Origin of the sequence: Paenibacillus turpanensis, assembly GCF_011421635.1 — a bacterium.
Classification (GTDB): domain Bacteria; phylum Bacillota; class Bacilli; order Paenibacillales; family YIM-B00363; genus Paenibacillus_AK; species Paenibacillus_AK turpanensis.
The window spans coordinates 30901-51332 of sequence record NZ_WTLI01000003.1 but is presented as its reverse complement, the minus strand read 5'-3'; the positions used below and the strand labels follow the sequence as shown (position 1 = coordinate 51332).

The window sequence follows — 20432 nt, the reverse complement described above, 5'->3', positions numbered from 1 at the left end:
TAGACATTGTTGCAGCAGCGCCGGAAATCGGATACATAAGCAAAATCGATTCGTTATGCCGCAGCGGATGGGCCGATTGCACTTTTTTGCGCCCTTTATCTGGTGGTGGGAAAGCCGTGCAATCGGCCGCTGCTGCGCGGTTTATCCTTATTTGCCGCTTTATCTCATGAGCTGGTGTGCCGGACGAAGCGTATGCGAAGCGTAATCGAAGGCATTCCCGTCGAGAAGCCCCGCCAGCGTGTTCGTCACGCGAACCTCGACCGTATTGTCTCCCTCGCGCAGCCATTCCGTCCTGCCAATCCAGCGGTACGGCGTCCACGGTCTAACGCCTAGCGAGTGCCCGTTGACGAGCACCTCCGCACAGTTATGGAAGTGCTCATCCCAATTCGTGAAGCGAAGCTCGAACGCTTCCTCTGAAGGCAGAGCAGCCAATGTCGCTGCTTTCGTATACGATAACGTTCCGGCATAATACGGAAATCCTATTGCCGGTCCGCCATGAATAGCCTCCGCTTCCTTTGGAACGGCAGTCATGACCTGTGTTCCGTCCTCCTTCACTGCTGCGCCGAACGTCCCCCGAATGTACAGCGGATCCACGAGACCGTCCGCGTCGTGCCGAGCTTCGAGCTTCACCGTGAGCTCATTACGGCTTTTCTGCAGCAGCGGGGTAATATCGCAAACGAGGTTATATTGGTCGTAGACTCGCTCCTGCCGGAACGTTTTCCGATCAACCTCCTTGCCGTTGATCGCCAGCGTCCATGTCCCGGATATCGCTCCGCCGTCCATCAGCAGCTCGCAGCGCTCAGGTACGCTCTCGATCTCGAACTGCGCATGATAAGTGCAGGCAATCGGGTATGCAATGCTGAGACGCATTGGCGTGCCGAACGTTTGCTCAAAGCGCAGAGGGAAGGACGCCTCTTCGGCGAGGTCCGAGCACTGGTCGATGATCGTTTTCGCGAGAACCGGCCATTGCTGTGCAGAGCCTTCCAGCGAGAGCATAAAACGCTCAAAGCGAATCGCGTTCAGCTGCTGCGGCTGAATGCTCCATGGGCCGGAAGCGTCCAGCTGCCATAAAGCAGGCGCAGCCGCTCCGGCTGGAGTGATTGCCGAGCGAGCCTTGGCAGCCTCAGCAAAGCCCTCCCTTGCCTCCGCGTCAGCTTCGACCCACTCCGCGACCAGCAGCCGCGCTTGATACGGCTCAAGCTTCAACGGAATGAACCAGCCTGCTCCGGTGGAGGTTCCCGCACCCGGAAGGCTGTCTTCGGCTGCGTCCGGCAAGAAGGTCAGCTGCCCCGTCTCCAAATCCCACTCGGAGATACGCAGCGTGCCTGACGCCGAAAGCTTGGCGCCCCGATCCCGATAGAGCAGCTCCGGAATCATGCGGATAACGGCCTCATGCGCCGATCCTTCTTGGTTGCTGATAAACACAGCAGCCGTATGACCGCCCAGCTTGCGCGTCTGCATCAGGAAGCAGGTCGGCTCGCCCGGAGCATGCAGGGTAACCGGACGCGGGCAGACCGCCTCCAGCAGCTCTGCGGCCGCCTTCCATGCCAGCCCGGCACCGTTTGCCCCGGCAGCCGGGATGAAGTAAGCGCGGCCGTGCTGCCCATGGCGTCGGTTCGCCGGAGCCGGACGCACTGCCGAGGCGGCCCCCTCCGCCTCCTGCCAGTACCACTTCGACGGCGGCTCCGTTACGCCGAACGCCTCCATCGCGGCCTGCTCATCCGGCGCTCCATCCTCGATGACGTCGTACGGCAGCAGACCGATGCTGACGACCGTGCCGCCCGCTTCCAGAAACGCCAGCAGCTTCGCCCAAGCATTACGCTCCATATTCGTAATCGGCGGCACGAGCAGCACGTCGTACCGCGCCTTTCCAATGACGAGCGCTCCTTCGTCGATAGACGCCTCGGCCAGCAGCTCCGGATCGAGATGATCGTAGTCGAAGCGATGCTGCAGCAGCTTTTTGCCAAGCTCCGCCCAATCCCGCTTCAGCCTCTCCAAGCGCTTCTTATCCGCACCGTCGCCTCCGCCCGACGAAAACCCGTGGAACGGATTGCCCATCTGCGTCCACAGCGAGGTTACCGGGTCCAGCAGCGCAATGCGAATGTCCGCGGCTCCTTCGCTCATCACATAGCTGATGCGGCCAGCATAATCGGCCAGCTTGCGAAAATGCTCCCAATACGGGTTTTGATCAAACTGCGAAGGAGGCGCGTCATGCTTGGCAAGAGCGTTCATCGTATAGTAGAAGGCATGGAAGTTATAAAAATTCGTACCGAGCGCAGCCATCCGGTCAATCATCCAGCGCGCATCCTGCAGCGTCATGGACCAGCCAACGCTGTGAAAGCATTCGATCAAATTGCGTTCGCGTCCAAGCTGCCGCGCAAGCGAGCTGACCATCTTCGGATTCGCCCGCATATTCGCAATATACTTGTCCAGAATCCACTCCAGCGACCGGCCCAGCTTCTCATGCGCGGAATCCCCTCCGGGCACATGGCTGAACTTTTGCGTCGTCATCCGCACCGCAGGAACCTCGGCTACATATTCAATCTCGCGGCCCTCGCACCAATCATGCACCTGCACATGGAACGCCTCGCGCAGCAGCACATGGATCGTCTGATAGTAGTCGTAGCGGATTTTCGCGGCGTCCCGCACCGAGCTGTCCAGTAAAGCCGGAAGACAGTCCAGCAAGTCGTATCCATTCCGCTGCTTAAACTCCTGCGCCAAATGTTTTGACCAAGGGATGCGGCCGAGCAGCCCGATTTCATCCGTAAACATCCCCTTCACCGTACCGCCGAGATACTCCCCGACCTCCGCTGCATAACGGTCATGCGTAAGCCGGATGAATGTTTCCATGGCAGCCTTATTACAAGGATCAACGAACGTGCCGTAATATTTAAAATCCTCGATTTCCTTCTCTTGAAAAATAGCGATTTCCCACTCGTCCGCAGCCTGAGCTTCGGGCAAGTTTCCACCCGTAGGTGCTGTCCAGTCCAGCTGCAGCACGGTCCGGTACGTAAAAAATCGCTTTTGCGTATATGCCGTTAAGCCTGTCTTCTGAAACACCTGATCCGCCTGCAGGTTTCCGATATAGTGCTGAAGATCGAGCGCCTGCTCCCAATCGGGCTTTCCGTTCCGAATCGGCGCCGCCTTGGCGGACAGCACCTTTCCCCACGGAAGCTCTACGGAAGCGCTTTCTCCAGCGCGAATACGAAGGAAGCGGTGCTCCAAGGAAACATGCTTCGCTTCGGGATGGTGAAGAATGACTTCGCCCCCGGCAATTCCGCTCGGATAAGGATACTCATCGTACAGCCAAACGTTCATACCGCGACGCTCCGCGCATGTTATGGCATACCGAACCTTTTCAAACCATGCCTTCGACAAATAAGGAATCGTCAAGCCTTGGCGGGCACATAGAAAAAATCCGCCGATGCCCTTATCCGCCATCTCGTCAATTTGTCTGGCCACCTCTTCATCATCCATATCCCCGTTCCAAAACCAAAACGGATGGATACGATAAGGAGCCGAAGGCGTAAGAAACTCATTGCGATCCAGCATTGTTTTATCCCCCTCGTGGGTTTCTTTGGTCATAGCCCTACTCTATGAGGTAAAGACTTTGCGTACAATCACACATTTTTGCGTCTGAAAACTACCGGATATTCAGGGCTTTGCACTCTTTTGCAGAGGTTATACAGAGCGTTCTGAACTCATCATCTTATAAGAAAACCTCTATCGAGGCCCCTTCAAGGATGAGCGACCGCAACTCATAGGTAGGTTTTCTTGTGATAAAGAATGTGTTCAACTCCGCTGAAAACTTATACATTCTTTATCGTTGAAAAAAGCCGACCGCAAGGGTCAGCCTTCCATCATATCGCCGATCAGCTCCAGGCATACGATCGTGTTTAAGCACCACTGGGAAACCGTATTGGTCGAAACCTCGGTTATCTCGGTATCGGGCTCCAGCGTTTCTTCGAACCGAAGCGGTGGAATGACTTTGATATGCTCACGATACTCCACTCCCTGCAAAACAAACTTATCCACATAGGTTATCCGTGTACGAAAGACAGAAAAAGCCCCGGAACATTCAACTTGTTCATGTTCCGAGGCCCCTCTGCCCAGTCATCAGGCTCATTTATTCAGTCCTTGCGAATGACTTCCGTCAGCATCATGATCGTCAGCGCCTGCCCGTAAGCCGTCGGGACGATCGGAATTTGCTTATAATGCTCGTCGTCCATGCCGATCGCGGTACCATAGGATACCTTTCCCACCGTACCGTCCTCTTCGACGCAAGCGATGACACCTTCCGCTGCACGCAGCGCCGCAGGCAGACAGCTTTCATCCAGCAAGCCCATGCGGACCGCTTTAATCATTCCGTACGCAAAGCCTGCGGTAGCGGACGCCTCCACGTAGGAAGACGAATCGTTCAGCACCGTGTGCCACAGCCCGCCTTCATGCTGCAGCGGCAGCAAAGCGCGCACCTGGGCTTGAAGCGCTTCAACAAGATAACGCTTGACCGGCCCTTCTAGGCCGCTGATTTCTAAAAACTCCACGACTCCTGCCGTAAACCAGCAGTTGCCTCTTGCCCATAACGTTCCGCCAAAGTGATGCCGACCGTCAAAGCAAAAGCCATGGTACCACAGCCCCGTAGACGGGTCGGTCAAATATTTCACATGAATTAAAAATTGGTACACCGCTTCCTGCCGGTACGCTTCATTCCCCGTCAGCTCGCCCATCTTGGCTAAAAATAACACGGTCATAAATAACGTATCGTCCCACAGCTGCTCTTCATTATCGGCAATCACCGTAATATGCTGCAGGCCGTCCTCTTCCGTACGCGGCATCTCATGGATAATCCATTCCGCCCATTCGGTGCAGAGCTGCAAATACGCTTCGCTGCGGTTGAGCTCGTAGAGATGAATTAACGTTAGCAGCGGTGCGACAGAGTTCACGTTTTTCGGCGGAAGTCCCTCGTCCAGCCGTTCCTTGAACCACTGCTCCATCACCTGCAGGTAATGCTCTTTCCCGGTAAAACGGTAATACTTGAACAGTCCGTAAATCGCCACTCCGGTAGGCCATTCCCAGCTGTCAAAATTCATGTGGTCGTTGGAATTGTTACGATCGGAAGAAGCAAGCTTTTGGAACACCCGTTCCAAAAGCTCGCCGCGGTTTTTAATGGTCAAGCCATTATTCCTCCTTTAAGTACCCCTTCAATCCTACCTCGGATTTCGCCAATTCGCCGCAAATCAGCTTCGCGATTTCCCGCGCTCCGTCTGCGTTGAAGTGCGTGTTGTCCTCCACGCCGTTCGGATAATTCGGATGAGCACCCTGCTCAAACTGGACGAACAGCTTTTTGGAGCCTTCCTCGCCGAGCGACAAATACAGCTCCTCGCTGCGTGCGCACAGGTCGATAAGCGGTACGCCAAGACGCTCTGCAAGCTGCTTTACCGCCATCGGATACTTGCCGTGGCTTTGCGTAAACTGCCCGCCGGAGAAGCTGCGGCGCTGCACCGGCGTAATAAGCACCGGATTGGCCCCCGCCTCGCGCGCCAGCTCAACGTATTTCGTTAACGTTTCCTGATACGTAGTAAACGGCTCGGTTCTGCGCTCTTCATCCGCCTTTTCGTCGTTGTGGCCGAATTGGATGAATAGGTAGTCGTTTTTGCCAATATGATTTTTAATCCGGTCAAAATGACCTTCTGTGATAAAGCTCTTCGAGCTGCGGCCGTTGCGTCCCTCATCCACAACGATCACGTCGTCGGTGAAAAATTGGCCGATCATTTGGCCCCAGCCCGCCATTGGCGCGCTTTCCGCAATGTAAAGCGCCGAAGTCGAATCGCCGGCGATAAACAGCTTCACCGGAGGCTGCTCCGGTTTACCCGCAACGCGGAAGTAGGAGAAGTCGGCGTAACCGCGAGCTGCATCGGAAGCGCCCGCTGCGCGGCCGTCCAAATTCACGGCGAAGACGCCAACCTTCGCGCCAACCCAGCGGCTCTCGCGGGCCGTAAACACATCGCCGATCTGCGCAAAGCTGCTGCCATCCGCGCTGTAGTAAAACTTCACCTGCGCATTGCCGTAAATTTCCGCCTTCAGCCGTACCGCTCCTCCGGAGAAGTACGTGCTTGTAATTTCCCGTTCGCTGGTTACGCCGTCTTCAAATTTACCGACAACACCGCCTTCCATCAGTGACAGCTTCAACGAGCCGAACGACGTGCGGCTTACCGCCAAGTAACGGTACGAGTAGCCGAACACAATGAGCCCGGCGCGGTCGCCGTCATTCGCTCCATGGAAGGTAAGCTCCGTCTCCGCCGTAAACTCCGGCGCCGGAAGCTTCTGCATCAGCAGCTGCGGCGCATCGAACAGCGTGCTGCTGCCCTCAGGCAGTTCATGCGCAAACAGACGCAGATGGCCGGGGTGATCCGTCAGCGACAGCCATTCCGGCTGCGGGTTCGCCTGCCACTGCCACTGGAGGCCGAGCTTCGCTTCCTCGAATTCGTCGGAGGTTTGCGGCACCAGCACCGGCGACTCCACGCCGGCGTTCGGCTTCGGCCACTCCAGTACCGGCTCACCGATCATGTCGCCGTTGCGGTCCTGTCCGATAAACGGCCAGTCGTTCACCCATTCCATCGGCTGCACATGGATAATTCGGCCGTATGCGTCGCGGTCCTGGAAATGAATAAACCAATGCTCGCCGTTTTCGAGCTCCACCCAGCTGCCTTGATGCGGACCGTTAACCGGCGAAATGCCTTGGTTCAGAACGATTTTGTCCTCGTAAGGGCCAAATACGTTCTTTGAACGAAGCACCGTCTGCCAGCCTGTCGGCACGCCGCCGGCCGGTGCGAATATGTAATAATAGCCGTTGCGCTTATGCATCTTCGGCCCTTCCATCGTAGGATGACGCAGCGTACCGTCAAACACGATTTGACCGTCATCCAGCAGGCTCTTACCGTCCGGCGACATGCGGCAAATTTTCAGCTTATGCTTAATGCCGCAGCGGCTGTGCGCAAACGCATGCACGAGGTATGCATTGCCGTCATCGTCCCAGAATGGGCATGTATCAATCAAGCCCTTTCCTTCCTTAACCAGATGAAGCGGCTCCCATTTGCCGAATGGATCGGTCGCCGTGCTCATATAAATGCCCTCGTCCGGCGCTCCAAAGTACACCCAAAACTTGCCGTCGTGGTAGCGAAGGCTCGGCGCCCAAACGCCTTTGCCGTGCTGCGGACGGTCGTAGCCTTCCATCGGCAGCCGCTCCGCCACGTGATTCACAATCGTCCAGTTCACCAAATCCTTTGAATGAAGCAAAGGCAGTGCTGGAACATGGGAAAAGCTGGACGATACCATAAAAAAGTCGTCGCCGACACAGATTACATCCGGGTCCGAATAGTCGGCATAAATCACCGGATTTTTATACATACCATTTCCTAAATCAGGTACCCAGGCCGGCTGGTTCGAGTGGTTCGATTTGTTCATAAGTTTCTATACTCCTTCCGAGTGTCGAAAATTCCAAAGAGTTAGTTTACTCATTAAACAATAACTCAACCCCAACCCGAACACAATTATCATTTTATTAGTTCTTCGACAAAAGGAGCCGCAAAGAACGGACAAAATTACTGCCGCGCATCAATACGGGTTTTTACGGCTTTCCAGCAGCCCGGAAAGGAAGGCCAGCGCGAGCCCTTGGCCCCAGCCCTGAATTCGCTTATAAGGCACGCCCTTGTAGCCTTCCGCATCCTTCATGACCGCGGTACCGGCTGATACTCGGGAAACCGTACCGTCTTCGGTAATGCAGCCGAGAATACCATGAATCGACTTTTGCACATATTTGTTGTACATCGATCCTTTGGTCAGCAGTGCAGCAGCAATACCGGCAGAACCGGACGCTTCCTCGTATGAGGCCGGATCGGTAAGCACCGTATGCCAAAGCCCGTTCTCCGATTGCAGCCGTACAAGCGCCGAAAGCTGATCGCGCAGCGAGCCCTCAATAATCATAAACGACGGGTGCGTTACTTCCACAAGCTCGAGCGCCCGTGCCATCGTGAACGCCGCCCATGAATTGCCGCGCGCCCAGAAGATGCCGGACATATGGTTTTGCGCCAAATTGTCCCAGCCGTGGTAATACAGGTTGCTCACCGGGTCCTGCAGCAAATCCTCATGCCCGTGATACTGCCTCAAGCCGTCCTCCAAATACTCTTTATTGCCCAGCATCGTGCCGATGCGCACGAGAAAATAACCGGCCATAAACATCGTATCGACCCAAGCCTGCTCCGGAAAATTGTACGTTTCCGAATTGACAGTATGCTGGAACACTCCGTCCCCGAAGCGAATCGCATCGTTTTTCAAATGCTCCGCCATTTGAATCGCTACATCCATATAACGCTCTTCGCCGGTCGCTTTGTAAAGCGAAAGCAGCGAATGCCCGATGGATGCTCCGTTAATCGTCAGCTTCGGTAGGCCATCCTCCAGCTTTTCGTCCACCCATTCCTTCAGCAGGGCGATGTATTCCTCACGGCCTGTGGCCTCGAACGCTTCCGTCACCCCATAGAAGGCGACGCCTCCCGGCCAATCCCAATTAAAATCCATACGAAACGTGCGGTGCACCACACGGTCGATCACGTCACGAATTTCTTTTTCATCAAATACTAACGGCGGCATATTTATTTCTCCCCTCAAGCTCTATAATTCCGGTTATTTCAAACCGGTTGTGCTGATGCCTTCGACAATATATTTTTGGAAAATGAAAAACACGAGGATAACCGGCACGAGAGACAGCGTCGACATCGCAAACATTCCGCCCCAGTTAGATAAGCTTTCCGCATCCAGGAACAGCTTCAGTGCCAGCGATACCGGATACAGCTCCGGCTTATTCAAATAAAGCAGCGGGTTAATGAAATCCTCCCAGCGCCAGTAAAACGAGAAGATTGTCGCCGTCACGAGCGCAGGCGCAATGAGCGGCACAATGATGCGGAAAAAGATACCGTATTTACTGCAGCCGTCGATTTTCGCCGCTTCATCCAGCTCCGGCGGAATCGTACGGATAAACTGCATGATCAGAAAGATAAAGAACGGCACCCCGAAGAAAAACGGCACAATGATCGGTTTATAGGAGGACAGCCAGCCCAGCTTGGAAAACATAATGTACTGAGGAATGACGGTAACGTCATGCGGAAGCATCATGACCATCATCACGCAGGTAAACCAAAACGCTTTTCCATAGAAAGGGATTCTCGCAAAGCCGTACGCTACCATCGCCGACGACACGACCGAGCCGATCGTAGCCAGCACAACGATAATCCCGGAGTTTTTAAAATAAGTGGCAAACGTATTATCGCCGATGCCGCTCCAGCCGGTAACATAGTTGGAAAACTCCAGCTTGCTCGGAATCAAGGTATAAGCCTGCATGAAAATTTCGTCATTTGGCTTCAAGGAGCTCGCGAACATCCATAGAATCGGGTAAATCATGACGATCGCGAACAAGGAAACGACGATATGGTATACAATTCGCGAAACACGCAGCTTCGGCCGCAATACGACTTCTTTTTGAGTACTTGTTGATACCTGCATCGTGTTACTCCCCTTTCGATTCGTAATGAACCCATAGTTTAGATGATTTGAAAATCAGCAGCGTCAGCACGCCGACGATCGCCAGCATGACCCAAGCCATCGCCGATGCGTAGCCCATCTCGAAATACACGAACGCCCTGCGGTACAAATACAGCGAATACAGCATCGTGCTTCCCATCGGTCCGCCTTCTCCGTTGGAGACGATGTAGGCCGGGGTAAAGGTCATGAACGCCGAAATCGTTTGCATAATCAGGTTGAACAATATAATCGGGCTGAGCAGCGGCAGTGTTACCTTAAAGAACCTTTGCACCGCGTTCGCCCCGTCCACAGATGCTGCCTCGTAATACATTTCCGGAATATTTTTCAGCCCCGCTAGGAAGATCAGCATGGAGGATCCGAACTGCCACACCGACAGCGCAACCAGAGTCCAGAGCGCCGTAGAAGGGTATCCGATCCACGAGATATCGCTTTGAATCCCCAGCAGCCCAAGGAACGAGTTCACCAAGCCTTTGTCGCCGAACAGCTGACGCCACATAATGGCTACCGCGACGCTGCCGCCGATCAGCGACGGCAAGTAATACGAGGCACGGTAGAAGCCGACGCCGCTTACCGCCTTGTTCAGCACCATCGCAACGGCTAGCGCGAAGCAGAGGCGCAGCGGCACGCTGGACAGCACGTACGTGATCGTAACCTTGACGGACTGGATATAATCCGTATCCGCGGTAAACATCTTGTTAAAATTGTCCATCCCGATCCAGCGGGCCGGTTCAAACAGGTTGTAATCCGTGAAGGATAAGTAAAACGAGGATAAAATCGGGTACAGCGTAAAAATTAGAAATCCCAACACAAACGGTGCGATAAACACATAGCCGACAACATGATTGTTCTCGCGTAAATTCATAGGCTCCAACTCCCGGTCGTTAATCTATCATCCATTTGCCGGATGCTTGCTTCGATACCCTCATTATAAGGAGCCATGGACTAGAGATTAATGAAAAAAACCGTTCATTTTGTTTAAAAAGCCGACTTTCGAAAAGCGGGGAAATGCACAAAAAAAGACGAGTCCGCAGACCCGTCTTTCCCTTGCTGTAGCATCATTTACTTTTTGTTTTTCGCGAGTACCGCATTGGCGTCCTTGCTGAACTTCGCTGCCGCGTCTTCGACACTCATCTTCTTATACAGCACTTGATCCTGCAGATCCTTCAGCATTTTTGCGATTTCCGCGGAACCGATCGGGTCCGGAGCGTCGATCGGCGAGCTGTGCTTTTCCGCCCATGCGACATAGTCAAACGTTTTTACCTGCTCCGGTGTCAGCAGCGGCTTCAGCGCTTCCTTCACCTTCGAGGAAACCGGGATACCTCTTTCGCCCTTAATCAGCTTGTTCGCTTCAATATCGTTGACGAAGAAGTCAATAAACTTAACCGCTTCTTCCTTCTGCTTCGAGTTCTTTGTGACGGAAAAGTACATGCTCGGCTTTAGGAATAACCCCTTATCGATGTTCGGTCCCGGCATCGGGTGAATCTCAATTGGACGCTTGGAAAGCTGCGCCAGCAGCACGTACTGGTTAGACCAGCCCCATGAAGCCATTGCATTGCCCTTCACGAGCTCATCCTCTTCCGGCGTGCCTTTCTTCTGCGCGGCCACATCCAACTTCTCAATGACACCGGCATCATAAAGACGCTGAATTAATCCGAAGAACTTTACGTACAGCTGATCGTCCGTATAACCAAGAGCCGTACCGTCTGCACTAAACAGCGATTTACCCTGCGTTCTTAAGTAATAGTTGAAAAATACTTCCGGCTTTGGCGGACCGGAGAGCAGCTTGCCCTTATCCTTCAATGCAGGAGCCATCTTCTCCAGATCGTCCCAAGTCCAATCTTCCTTCAGCGTAATGCCGGCATCTTTGGCTATCGCTGGATCGTATACTAGGCCGAGTGCGTTTACGCCGAGGTTGGCCGCCAGCAGCTTGTCGCCCAGCTTGCCCGCATTCAATGCGTTTTCGCTAATATCCTCGGTCTTGAACAGACCCTGCTTGATGTAAGGCGCCAAATCCTCCAGCTGGCCGCGTCCGCCATACTGTGTCAAATAAGACAAGTCCATCTGGATAATATCTGGCAAATCATTCGCAGCCGCTTGAGGTGCAAGCTTCTTCCAATAATCGTCGAAGCCCGCATATTCCGCTTCGATTTTAACATGCGGATTTTTTTGCTGGTACATATCAATGACTTTCAACGTATAATCGTGACGGGATTGACCGCCCCACCATGCAATACGCAGCTTAACCGGATCCTTCTTACCATCGTCTGCCTTCGTTTCGGCCGGTTTTTCCCCGCCAGAGCCGTTCGCTGGAGCCGTTGGCTGCTGTGCCGAGCCGCAAGCGGACACTGTAAACGCCATTGCGGAAGCCAGCAGCAAAGCTAGTGCTTTCTTCATTTTGTTGTTCCTCCCCCATTGGAATAATGCCTAAGAAAGTGCTTACAACTTAAATTGTAGTAATTTCTGCGGTAACGTTAAGATAAAAAACCGCTTCGTTTGTTTAAAAATCAGAGTTCAAGGCATTTTCATGTATTCCGTGGGGGTTTGACCGGTGTACTTTTTAAAAACTTGGCTAAAATATTGCGGATTGTCTCCAAAGCCCAGCTGCTCCGCCAGCTCAAATATTTTCACGTCCGGCTGCTTTTCAATCGATTGAATCGCTTTCTCAATCCGCAGCTTCATTACATAATTTGAAAACTTTTCACCCGTTTCTTTCTTAAACAGCTTCCCTAAATAATCAGCGTTCATATAAAGCATCTGCTTCGCCACCCAATTCAAGGACAGCTCGGGCGAAGCAATGCATTCCTCAATCACTTCCAGCACACGCTGCACGATGGCCGAGTGCTTGCTGCGGTTCTGCTCAAAATAACCCATCGTAATTTCTTTCACGACCGCTTCAAAAAACTGACGGATCGACACAAGCGTCTCCATCTGCACGAGCGAGGCAAGCTGCTCCATATAGCGGTTCATGTTGTCCTGCTCTGCAAGCCGCACGATGGAAACATACAGTTGGATCACGTACGACTTCGCCGCCCCAATCCCCTCCCTTACCCCCGAAAGCGAAGCGAAGAAGCTTTCGATCCAATCTGCAGTCTCCTCCCACGCGCCCGCTTTAACGAGCATCACAATGCGGTCCTCATCCAAGGACCATTCCCTTTCCTGTTCACACTGCAGGGAAGAGGAGGGTGACACCATTCCCGGAATATCTTCCGGAGTTATAATACTGCCTTCACCTAAATAGAAGCGATGGTTCAAGCATTCGAGTGTTTGCTGGTACAGCTTGCGCGCCCGTAGAATCTCGTCCGCATCGCTGACGGCTATTGTCGCATCCAGTTTATAATATTTGATGAAGGTCGTCTTAATTTCCTGAATCCGGTCGTGCAGCTCCGTACCACAGCCGGCATCTTCCACTAAGATCAGTACGTGTCCGCCAACCGTGGCGCTTAGAACCGGATGCTCCAGCAGCTCCTCGGCAATGTTTTTCATCGCGAATAGGTGCTCGAACTCAAAGCGGCCCTCCATCTGGAACAGCAGCAGCCGTACCTTCCGGCTTTCCAGATCCAGCCCAAGCAGCGACCGGTAGTACTCCCAGTCACGTGAGCCGTACGTTTTATTCGTTACGAATTGAATGAGGAATTGCTCCTTAACATGGGGAAGCACCTTTTCCAAGCCGTACTTCATCTGCTCTACAAACTGCTCCTTGCCCTCTTTTTCCTTCAATTCGGCGGTGATTTCCTGAAGTGCTTCCACAATATTGTTTTCGTTGCAGGGCTTGAGCAGGTAATGCTTTACCCCATAGTGCATCGCTTTTCGGGCATAATCGAACTCGCTGAAGCCGGACAGCAGAATAAAGCGGATTTCCGGATGGGTTTCGTATGTTTTTTGGACCAGCTCGATCCCATCCATACCAGGCATCTTGATGTCGCTGATTACGATATCGGGTGGATCCTGCACAATCATATCGTATGCTTCTAGTCCGTTGCGCGCCGTCCCGACCAGCGTCGTATCCGCCTCGTCCCAAGGGACAACAGCTGAAATTCCCGCCAAAATAATCCGTTCATCATCGACCAGCATCACTTTGAACATCTCAACACCCCTTCTCCCTCGGTAAATAGATAGACACCTTCGTTCCTTTACCCGGCTCGCTTTCCAGCTCGACGCCATAGGCGTCGCCAAACGCAAGCCGAATTCGTTCCTCGATATTTTTCAATCCGATTCCTTTTCCCTTTGTTTGAACCTCGCCGCGCCTTACTTTCTGTAAAAACTCGTGATCCATGCCAGGGCCGTTGTCCTCGACCACGAGCACGATTCCTTTCTCCGTTTCCCAACCTTTAATTTTGATCACGCATGTATCAATCATCGGCTCTAAAGCATAATGAACGGCATTTTCCAGCAGCGGCTGCAGCGTCAGCTTCGGTATACAATAATCCAGCAGTGAATCCGGTATGTCCAGCTCGAATATCAGCCTTTCCTCATACCGATGCGTCTGAATCACGACATAGTTTTTTACAATATCCAGCTCCTCACGTACCGTGATCAGCCGGTTATGCAGTGAAATCGAGCTGCGCAGCAGAAATCCGAGCGCCTCGACCATGCGTGAAATTTGTGTCTGCTTGTTGATCTTCGCCAGCCAATTGATCGACTCCAGGGTGTTGTACAAAAAGTGCGGGTTGATCTGGGCCTGCAGCGCTTTAAATTCCGTCTCTTTGATCGTCAGCTGCTTCGTATAATTTTCCTTGATCAGCTCGTTGATCCGCAGCAGCATCAGCCGGAACGTTCGGTGCAGCAGTCCTACCTCATCCAGCTGCGGCATCGTTGGAAGCGCCTCCAAATCAACCTGCTCAAATTCTCCTTTTTGCACCCGCTTCATCCTTCCAATCAGCTCTTCGATCGGCGACGTTAAGCTGCGGGCAAACCGTCTCCCCCAAAACAGAACCAGTGCAAAAATAATTGCAAAAAAACCGATTACAATATTTTTCATCGTAATAATCCGCTCGAACATCTGCCCGAAGGGAATGACGTTATAATACGTCCAAGCCAAATAATCAGAAGTCAAATACGAAACGAAATAATGCCCGTTCGGCCCGTCGACTACGCGATAGTTCTCGTGCTCGGTCAGCGGCAGCTCCCAGGCGGCAAGCATCGGCTTCTCCGGGAAAACAACACCTGTGTTCGACGAAATCATCAGCTCCCCGTCCTGGCTGCGTATGCCGCCTGACATATCGCCGACGATTTTTTTCAGATCGACCCGGATCGCCAGCACTCCCAAATGGTCAAGCTCAAAGTCTGTCGACGAGAAGGAGCGGATTTGCCGCACGGCGAATAAATCCATCCCCTGATTGTCAATGGCCAGCCATACATTGCCCCCGCTCTCCTGCCGAGCGGCCGCCGTCAGCTTCTCTCGTACCCCCGCATGAAGCTGCTTCACATTGCCCGTTACATGCTCTCCCCCATTGGCGTCCAGCAAATAGATCGACTGCACGTATTTTTCCGAGCTGGAATGACCGACAAGCTGATCGACGATTTCGTTGGACTGTTTGAGCCGCTCATACTCATTCGTTGTGGTCAGTAAGGACTGCAGGCCGTTCTGAATTTGGTTATCCGAAAATATAGCAAACGAGAGCCGCTCTACCTTGCGCAGCTCCTCCTCGATGCTATGAGAAGACAAATTGAGCACCTGAGAGGATTTCTCGTAAATATATTCATCGTAGATCGTAAACGCATATTGGAGAACGCCAAACGTAAACGCCAGCGAAAGTAACATAATAAAGGAAATCATCAGAAACAATTTATTGACGATTTTCAGGCTGCGAAACGCATTTTTCACCGCAGTCAGCATGTCCGTCCCCCTCAGGCTGCTCCCAAATGTCAGCGCTTTCTTTTCTTTCCGGCATTATGGTTTGATTTGGCGGTACAATCTTCTTATTTTGCACCACTTATCATTAAGAGTACATTAAAAATACCGATTCGTGTGTATAATTTTCAGTGTTTTTTCTTTTTTTACCAAAATAAAAAGCGTGAAAAGAGGAGAGCCCTCTTCCACGCTATGGCTGTTGAAGTTCCATTTCATGTTTATCCGTCGCAGCCTGCAGCTCATCCTTGTGCAGGTACATATGAATTAATCGATCGAGCCGCTGCAGCTGATGCCCGTACTCGTAAATGGAAGCGGCCACAACGAGCAGGCGGAGATGCTCCTCCTCGTCCATATGCGCGGCTTCATCATTGATTAAATGGGCAATATCTGGCGCGATCCCGGTGGTTCGCTTCATCTTTCCTTCATAGGCCAGCAGCAAATACTCATGGTACTTCATCAGCTTCTCAATCATGTCATCGTATAACCCGTTCATTTCCGCGCTCATGCGGCTTTGGAAAAAATGCTCATTCACCGCCTCCAGCACATCCGCTCCTTTATGCAGCGTGTGCAGCATCTGCTTATACACAACGAACCTTCGTGTATCCAGCGGCTTCACTTTACGAAGCTTTTTACGCTCCTCGTCAAAGAAGCGAAACAGCTCGTCGAGCTTTTGCAAATCCTCCTGCAGCTCCCGCGACTCCTGCTTAAACGTCTTTTCCTTCATTTCATTAGAAATGGATGTGCGCAGCAGCAGCGACAGCCTTTTGAACACATTACCGATTTTATCCTCAAACTGCTTTTCATGCTTGGGCGGCAGTACAAAAATATTAATGAGAAAAGCGGAACCGATTCCCAGCATTATGATGCCGAAACGGTTTAAAGCATAGGACCACTCCTGGCCGGGCGCTTCCATAATCGCAAGCACGGTGACGAGGGTAAGTCCGATGGAGCTTTCCATTTTTAAGCGGAGACAAATTAATATGACAATGATTGCGACAAGGCCGATCGCAAACGGCTCGTTTCCGATCAGCTTGGCGCCGAACAGCGCCAAAAAAGCTCCCAGCGAATTGGCCTGCACCTGCTCCAGCATCTGCCGCCATGTTCGGTAAATGGACGGCTGTATTGTAAAAATAGCGGCAACCGCCGCAAAAATCGCCGGACTGAGTCCGAGCAGCGAGCATAAATAAAGGGCCAGCGTAATGGATAAGCCGGTTTTTATGACCCTCGCGCCTAATGTCATCGTATCATCCCTCTTTTACCGAATGTTACGCTCTGCGGAACCCTTCCTCTAGAAGGTACTCTTCCGCTTCCTCGTAGCTTTCGAAGGCCGATTCCAGATTCAAGCCGTGATAAACCATCCACAGCTCGTCCTCCAAAGTAAGCAGCAGCGTTTGGTCATCTGGGCCGATCCAGCGCTCTTCCTCCTGCGCCCCTGCACTGACCGCCTGCTCGGCAGACGATTTTGGAGCGAGCGAGCGGATCGAAGCGGCGACGATATCATGTAATTGCTCCTCCGTGTAATCCCGGATGTTAACAAGCCCCCGTTCATCGGCTTCATACCCGGACATATGGCCTGCATAGACAAAGCCGTTGCCATTCGGGTGAAGATGGTACACGACGATCTTTTTATCGTACCCGCTTTCTTCATAATGATAATTTACCCGGCCCAGCGACACCTCTTTGCGCGTCAGCTCCGGAAACGATTCAATAATTGAAGTTTTTTGTTCAAACGTAAGCATGCTTCTTTGCAGCCCCCTGTGGGTTCATATTCGACGCGCTGATTATACCATACCGACTGCCGCGGCACCAAAAGTTGGGCATTCCATGCCGCATTCGTGTACAATAATGAAAAATGTCTTGAATGGGTGAACAACGTTGCTGGAATGGACCGGGGAACGCATTATCCCAAAGCTGCTGAAGCCGATGAACGGAATGCTGCTTGAGCACCTCGCACGGTATTATTTTGCCGTTCCTTATGCCGAGGGCCGCGTGCTTGATCTTGCCTGCGGTACAGGATACGGCAGCCATATGATCGCCAAGGAGCGCAAACGCGAGGTGACGGAAATTGTCGCGGTCGATTGTGACGAGCAGACAATCCGTTATGCGGCGCGTGAATATAACCATCAAAAAATCCGCTTTATTCAAGGCGATGCGGAGGACAGCGAGCTGCCTGCACGTCTCGGACAGTTCGACACGATCGTTTGCTTTGAGACGATCGAGCATGTGGCCGACGACCGGAAGGTAATCGAGCATTTTCAGCAAATGCTAAAGCCCGGGGGGACGCTTATCGTATCGACGCCGTTCGGGCGCGGACGCGGCCAGCCGACGAGCGAGCCGTTTCATATGCACCAGCTGACGCCCGAGGAGTTTGGCGAGCTGGTCGCCGGATTCGACAGCTGTGAAATGTATTACCAGCGCGGGGTGACGTTTGAGGCCGTAAAGAGAGACGGCGTACGTTACTTCATCGGTGTCGCCGTGTGCCGTAAGAAGCGGTAGCTTGGCGCGGAGCTTTGCAGTGGAGCTTGGCGATGTAGCTTGGGGCCCCCACTGCCGCCGATGCGCGAGACTCAGCCTCTTATGTAGAAAGGAGTACAGCAAACAATCATGGATGGAAAGCTTAGGCAAAATGTAAAACCCGGGATCGAGGTTGATATTGTGTTAAAGCAGGATCAGCGGACAGGCAAAACGACGCGCGGCATCGTCAAGGATATATTGACCAATTCGCCGAATCATCCGCATGGAATTAAGGTCCGCCTGCAGGATGGACAGGTCGGACGGGTGAAAACGATCTATGCAGGAAGCAGCGGGTAGAATAAGCCGGGGATGCGTTGGATCGAAATCCCCCTGCGGACGAACAAAAGCAAAGGGAGAGTCCCAAAGCCGGGCTCTCCCTTTAATGTATAAATTGGCGTTTGACCGCTGCTTTCTGCTTGAGTCTTCGCCACTCTATTCCTGCAGCTCTATCGGTACCGGCTGCGCAAATTCAAACCTGCGCAGCCATCTTGCGCATAAATCCGGCCACGTCTGCGCCTCGGGATGGGTCTGGGCAAGCCCCAGTCCATGCCGTCCGCTCGTGTAGGAATGCAGCTCGAACGGAACGTTATGCTTACTAAGCGCGGCAGCAAGCAGCAGGCTGTTTTCCACCGGAACACTTGCGTCGTCCCCTGTATGCCATAAGAAGGTTGGCGGTGTGTCTGCCGTCACCTGCAGCTCGTTAGAGAACAACCTCACCAGTTCTTCGCTTGGCTCTTCGCCTAAGAAATTGGTAAGCGAGCCTTCATGACGGTATTCCCCGAAGGAAATAACCGGGTAACACAGGACCATAAGGTTCGGCCGGCAGCTTTCCCGTTCCACCGGATCTTCCGACTCCGCCTGTCCGCTGTCGTAATGTGTTCCTGCCGAGGACGCCAAATGCCCTCCGGCGGAAAACCCTAAAATTCCGACGCGGCCTGCGTCGATATTCCACTCCTTCGCGCGGCTGCGCACATAGCGGATCGCACGCTGCGCATCGCCGAGCGTCGCCTCATGCCGGTACGGCGCCACGCGGTAGCGCAGCACAAAAGCGGAAATGCCGAGCGTGTTCAGCCACTGCGCGATAGGCTCCCCTTCATGCGCGGCGCGGCGGGCATACCCTCCGCCCGGACAAACAATGACGGCGGCAGTCGGCTCGCTCCCTTCGACAAGGTAAGGGGTGATCGCCGGGCGGTCCTCCTCGCCGCTACCTTGGGCAAATGGCGCTCCTTCCGGCCATAACTCGATTGGCAAGGCTTCCATATGTGCTCCTCCCCGCTCCAACAAAATTTCGTTACCCTTGCAAAATCTTTTCGATTCGTTCAAGCTCTTCCGCCGTGAAGCTGAGCTTCTCCAGCGTTTTTACATTTTCCTCGATCTGTGACGGACGGCTTGCGCCAATCAAAGCGGAGGTTACCTTACCGCCACGCAGCACCCATGCTAACGACATCTGGGCCAAACTTTGTCCGCGTTCCTGCGCCAGATTATTCAAGGAACGAATGATTTCCAGCTTCTCTTCCGTTAAATCCTTCTGATTCAAAAATACAGACGGCCCCGCCGCGCGCGAATCCTCCGGGATCCCGCCTAAATACTTGTTCGTAAGCAAGCCCTGCGCTAAAGGCACAAATGCGATCGAGCCGATTCCCTCTTCCTCCAGCACATCCTGCAGCCCATCCTCAATCCAGCGGTTCAGCAAGGAATAGGCCGGCTGATGGATCAGGCAAGGCGTGCCAAGCTGCCGCAAAATTCGTGCCGCCTCCCGGGTTTGCTGCGCATCGTAATTGGATAAGCCGACATACAGCGCTTTCCCTTGGCGTACTGCCGCATCAAGCGCTCCCATCGTTTCCTCAAGCGGCGTTTCCGGGTCGGGCCGGTGGGAATAAAAAATATCGACGTAATCGAGGCCCATCCTCTTCAGGCTTTGATCCAGGCTTGAAAGCAAATATTTGCGCGAGCCCCATTCTCCATATGGACCATTCCACATATGGTAGCCCGCTTTGGTTGAGATCACCATTTCATCCCGATAGCCGGTGAAATCCTGGGTTAACATACGCCCGAAGTTTTCTTCAGCGGAACCTGGGGGCGGCCCGTAATTATTCGCCAAGTCAAAATGGGTGATTCCCAGATCAAAAGCAGTACGGATCATCGCTTTAGCATCCTCGTAACGATTAATCCCGCCGAAATTATGCCATAATCCGAGGGAAATGGCCGGAAGCTTTAAGCCGCTGCGTCCACACCGGTTGTATTGCATCGTTTCGTATCGTTGTTCGTTAGGAATATAAGTCAATACCCTTCTCTCCTCTACTGCGGAAATGTGTGGTAATCCATTGCCTTTACAACGAAAGCGATATCATTTTCGTCTTCTATCATACTCGTTCCAGTCCATTTTTTCCATCAAGCATTTCCTAATCTTTACATTCCCCTCCGTTTACCTTATAATTAAATTACGTAATTATGTAATAACGTAATACACTTT

General features: G+C 52.9%; 16 protein-coding genes. 2 read left to right on the top strand and 14 right to left on the bottom strand.

Going from position 1 to position 20432, the window contains the following annotated elements; all coding sequences use genetic code 11:
- Positions 1–159: 159 nt before the first annotated feature.
- From GQS10_RS03395 to GQS10_RS03340, 12 genes are all read right to left on the bottom strand, one after another.
- Positions 160–3552 carry a glycosyl hydrolase gene (locus tag GQS10_RS03395; RefSeq protein ID WP_166239024.1) on the bottom strand — a complete coding sequence of 1131 codons (3393 nt, stop codon included), beginning with the start codon at positions 3550–3552 and terminating at the stop codon, positions 160–162.
- Positions 3553–3849: 297 nt separating this feature from the next.
- Positions 3850–4035 (bottom strand): exo-rhamnogalacturonan lyase family protein, encoded by a 186-nt coding sequence (locus GQS10_RS03390; RefSeq protein WP_166239022.1) that lies wholly within the window; start codon positions 4033–4035, stop codon positions 3850–3852.
- 95 nt (positions 4036–4130) lie between these two features.
- Positions 4131–5174: a beta-galactosidase BglB gene (gene bglB, locus GQS10_RS03385; protein WP_207952114.1), complete on the bottom strand. Its 1044-nt coding sequence runs from the start codon at positions 5172–5174 to the stop codon at positions 4131–4133.
- Between the two features lie 4 nt (positions 5175–5178).
- Positions 5179–7464: a family 43 glycosylhydrolase gene (locus tag GQS10_RS03380; protein WP_166239020.1), complete on the bottom strand. Its 2286-nt coding sequence runs from the start codon at positions 7462–7464 to the stop codon at positions 5179–5181.
- 150 nt (positions 7465–7614) lie between these two features.
- Positions 7615–8646: a glycoside hydrolase family 88/105 protein gene (locus tag GQS10_RS03375; RefSeq protein WP_166239018.1), complete on the bottom strand. Its 1032-nt coding sequence runs from the start codon at positions 8644–8646 to the stop codon at positions 7615–7617.
- Positions 8647–8679: 33 nt separating this feature from the next.
- Positions 8680–9555, bottom strand: a complete 876-nt coding sequence (locus GQS10_RS03370; RefSeq protein ID WP_166239016.1) for a carbohydrate ABC transporter permease — start codon at positions 9553–9555, stop codon at positions 8680–8682.
- Between the two features lie 4 nt (positions 9556–9559).
- Entirely contained in the window at positions 9560–10456 is an 897-nt protein-coding gene (locus GQS10_RS03365) for a carbohydrate ABC transporter permease (protein WP_166239014.1), read from the bottom strand.
- A gap of 197 nt (positions 10457–10653) precedes the next feature.
- The gene (locus tag GQS10_RS03360; protein WP_166239012.1) at positions 10654–11988 is read right to left on the bottom strand and encodes an ABC transporter substrate-binding protein; all 1335 of its coding nucleotides are present in this window, start codon (positions 11986–11988) and stop codon (positions 10654–10656) included.
- 117 nt (positions 11989–12105) lie between these two features.
- Entirely contained in the window at positions 12106–13677 is a 1572-nt protein-coding gene (locus GQS10_RS03355) for a response regulator transcription factor (protein WP_166239010.1), read from the bottom strand.
- A 1-nt stretch (position 13678) separates the two neighbouring features.
- Positions 13679–15430, bottom strand: coding sequence for a sensor histidine kinase (locus GQS10_RS03350; protein ID WP_166239008.1), 1752 nt, complete (start codon positions 15428–15430; stop codon positions 13679–13681).
- Between the two features lie 205 nt (positions 15431–15635).
- Entirely contained in the window at positions 15636–16685 is a 1050-nt protein-coding gene (locus GQS10_RS03345; RefSeq protein WP_166239006.1) for an FUSC family protein, read from the bottom strand.
- A 25-nt stretch (positions 16686–16710) separates the two neighbouring features.
- Positions 16711–17184 carry a hypothetical protein gene (locus GQS10_RS03340; RefSeq protein ID WP_166239004.1) on the bottom strand — a complete coding sequence of 158 codons (474 nt, stop codon included), beginning with the start codon at positions 17182–17184 and terminating at the stop codon, positions 16711–16713.
- A 136-nt stretch (positions 17185–17320) separates the two neighbouring features.
- Between GQS10_RS03340 and GQS10_RS03335 the strand changes: the two genes are divergently transcribed.
- Both GQS10_RS03335 and GQS10_RS03330 read left to right on the top strand, forming a co-directional pair.
- The gene (locus GQS10_RS03335) at positions 17321–17941 is read left to right on the top strand and encodes a class I SAM-dependent methyltransferase (protein WP_243734938.1); all 621 of its coding nucleotides are present in this window, start codon (positions 17321–17323) and stop codon (positions 17939–17941) included.
- A gap of 108 nt (positions 17942–18049) precedes the next feature.
- Positions 18050–18256 carry a YwbE family protein gene (locus GQS10_RS03330; RefSeq protein WP_166239002.1) on the top strand — a complete coding sequence of 69 codons (207 nt, stop codon included), beginning with the start codon at positions 18050–18052 and terminating at the stop codon, positions 18254–18256.
- A 135-nt stretch (positions 18257–18391) separates the two neighbouring features.
- Here GQS10_RS03330 and GQS10_RS03325 read toward each other — a convergent pair whose 3' ends face one another.
- Both GQS10_RS03325 and mgrA read right to left on the bottom strand, forming a co-directional pair.
- Positions 18392–19219, bottom strand: coding sequence for an alpha/beta hydrolase (locus GQS10_RS03325; protein WP_207952113.1), 828 nt, complete (start codon positions 19217–19219; stop codon positions 18392–18394).
- A 31-nt stretch (positions 19220–19250) separates the two neighbouring features.
- The gene (mgrA, locus tag GQS10_RS03320; protein ID WP_166239000.1) at positions 19251–20243 is read right to left on the bottom strand and encodes an L-glyceraldehyde 3-phosphate reductase; all 993 of its coding nucleotides are present in this window, start codon (positions 20241–20243) and stop codon (positions 19251–19253) included.
- Positions 20244–20432 lie beyond the last annotated feature (189 nt).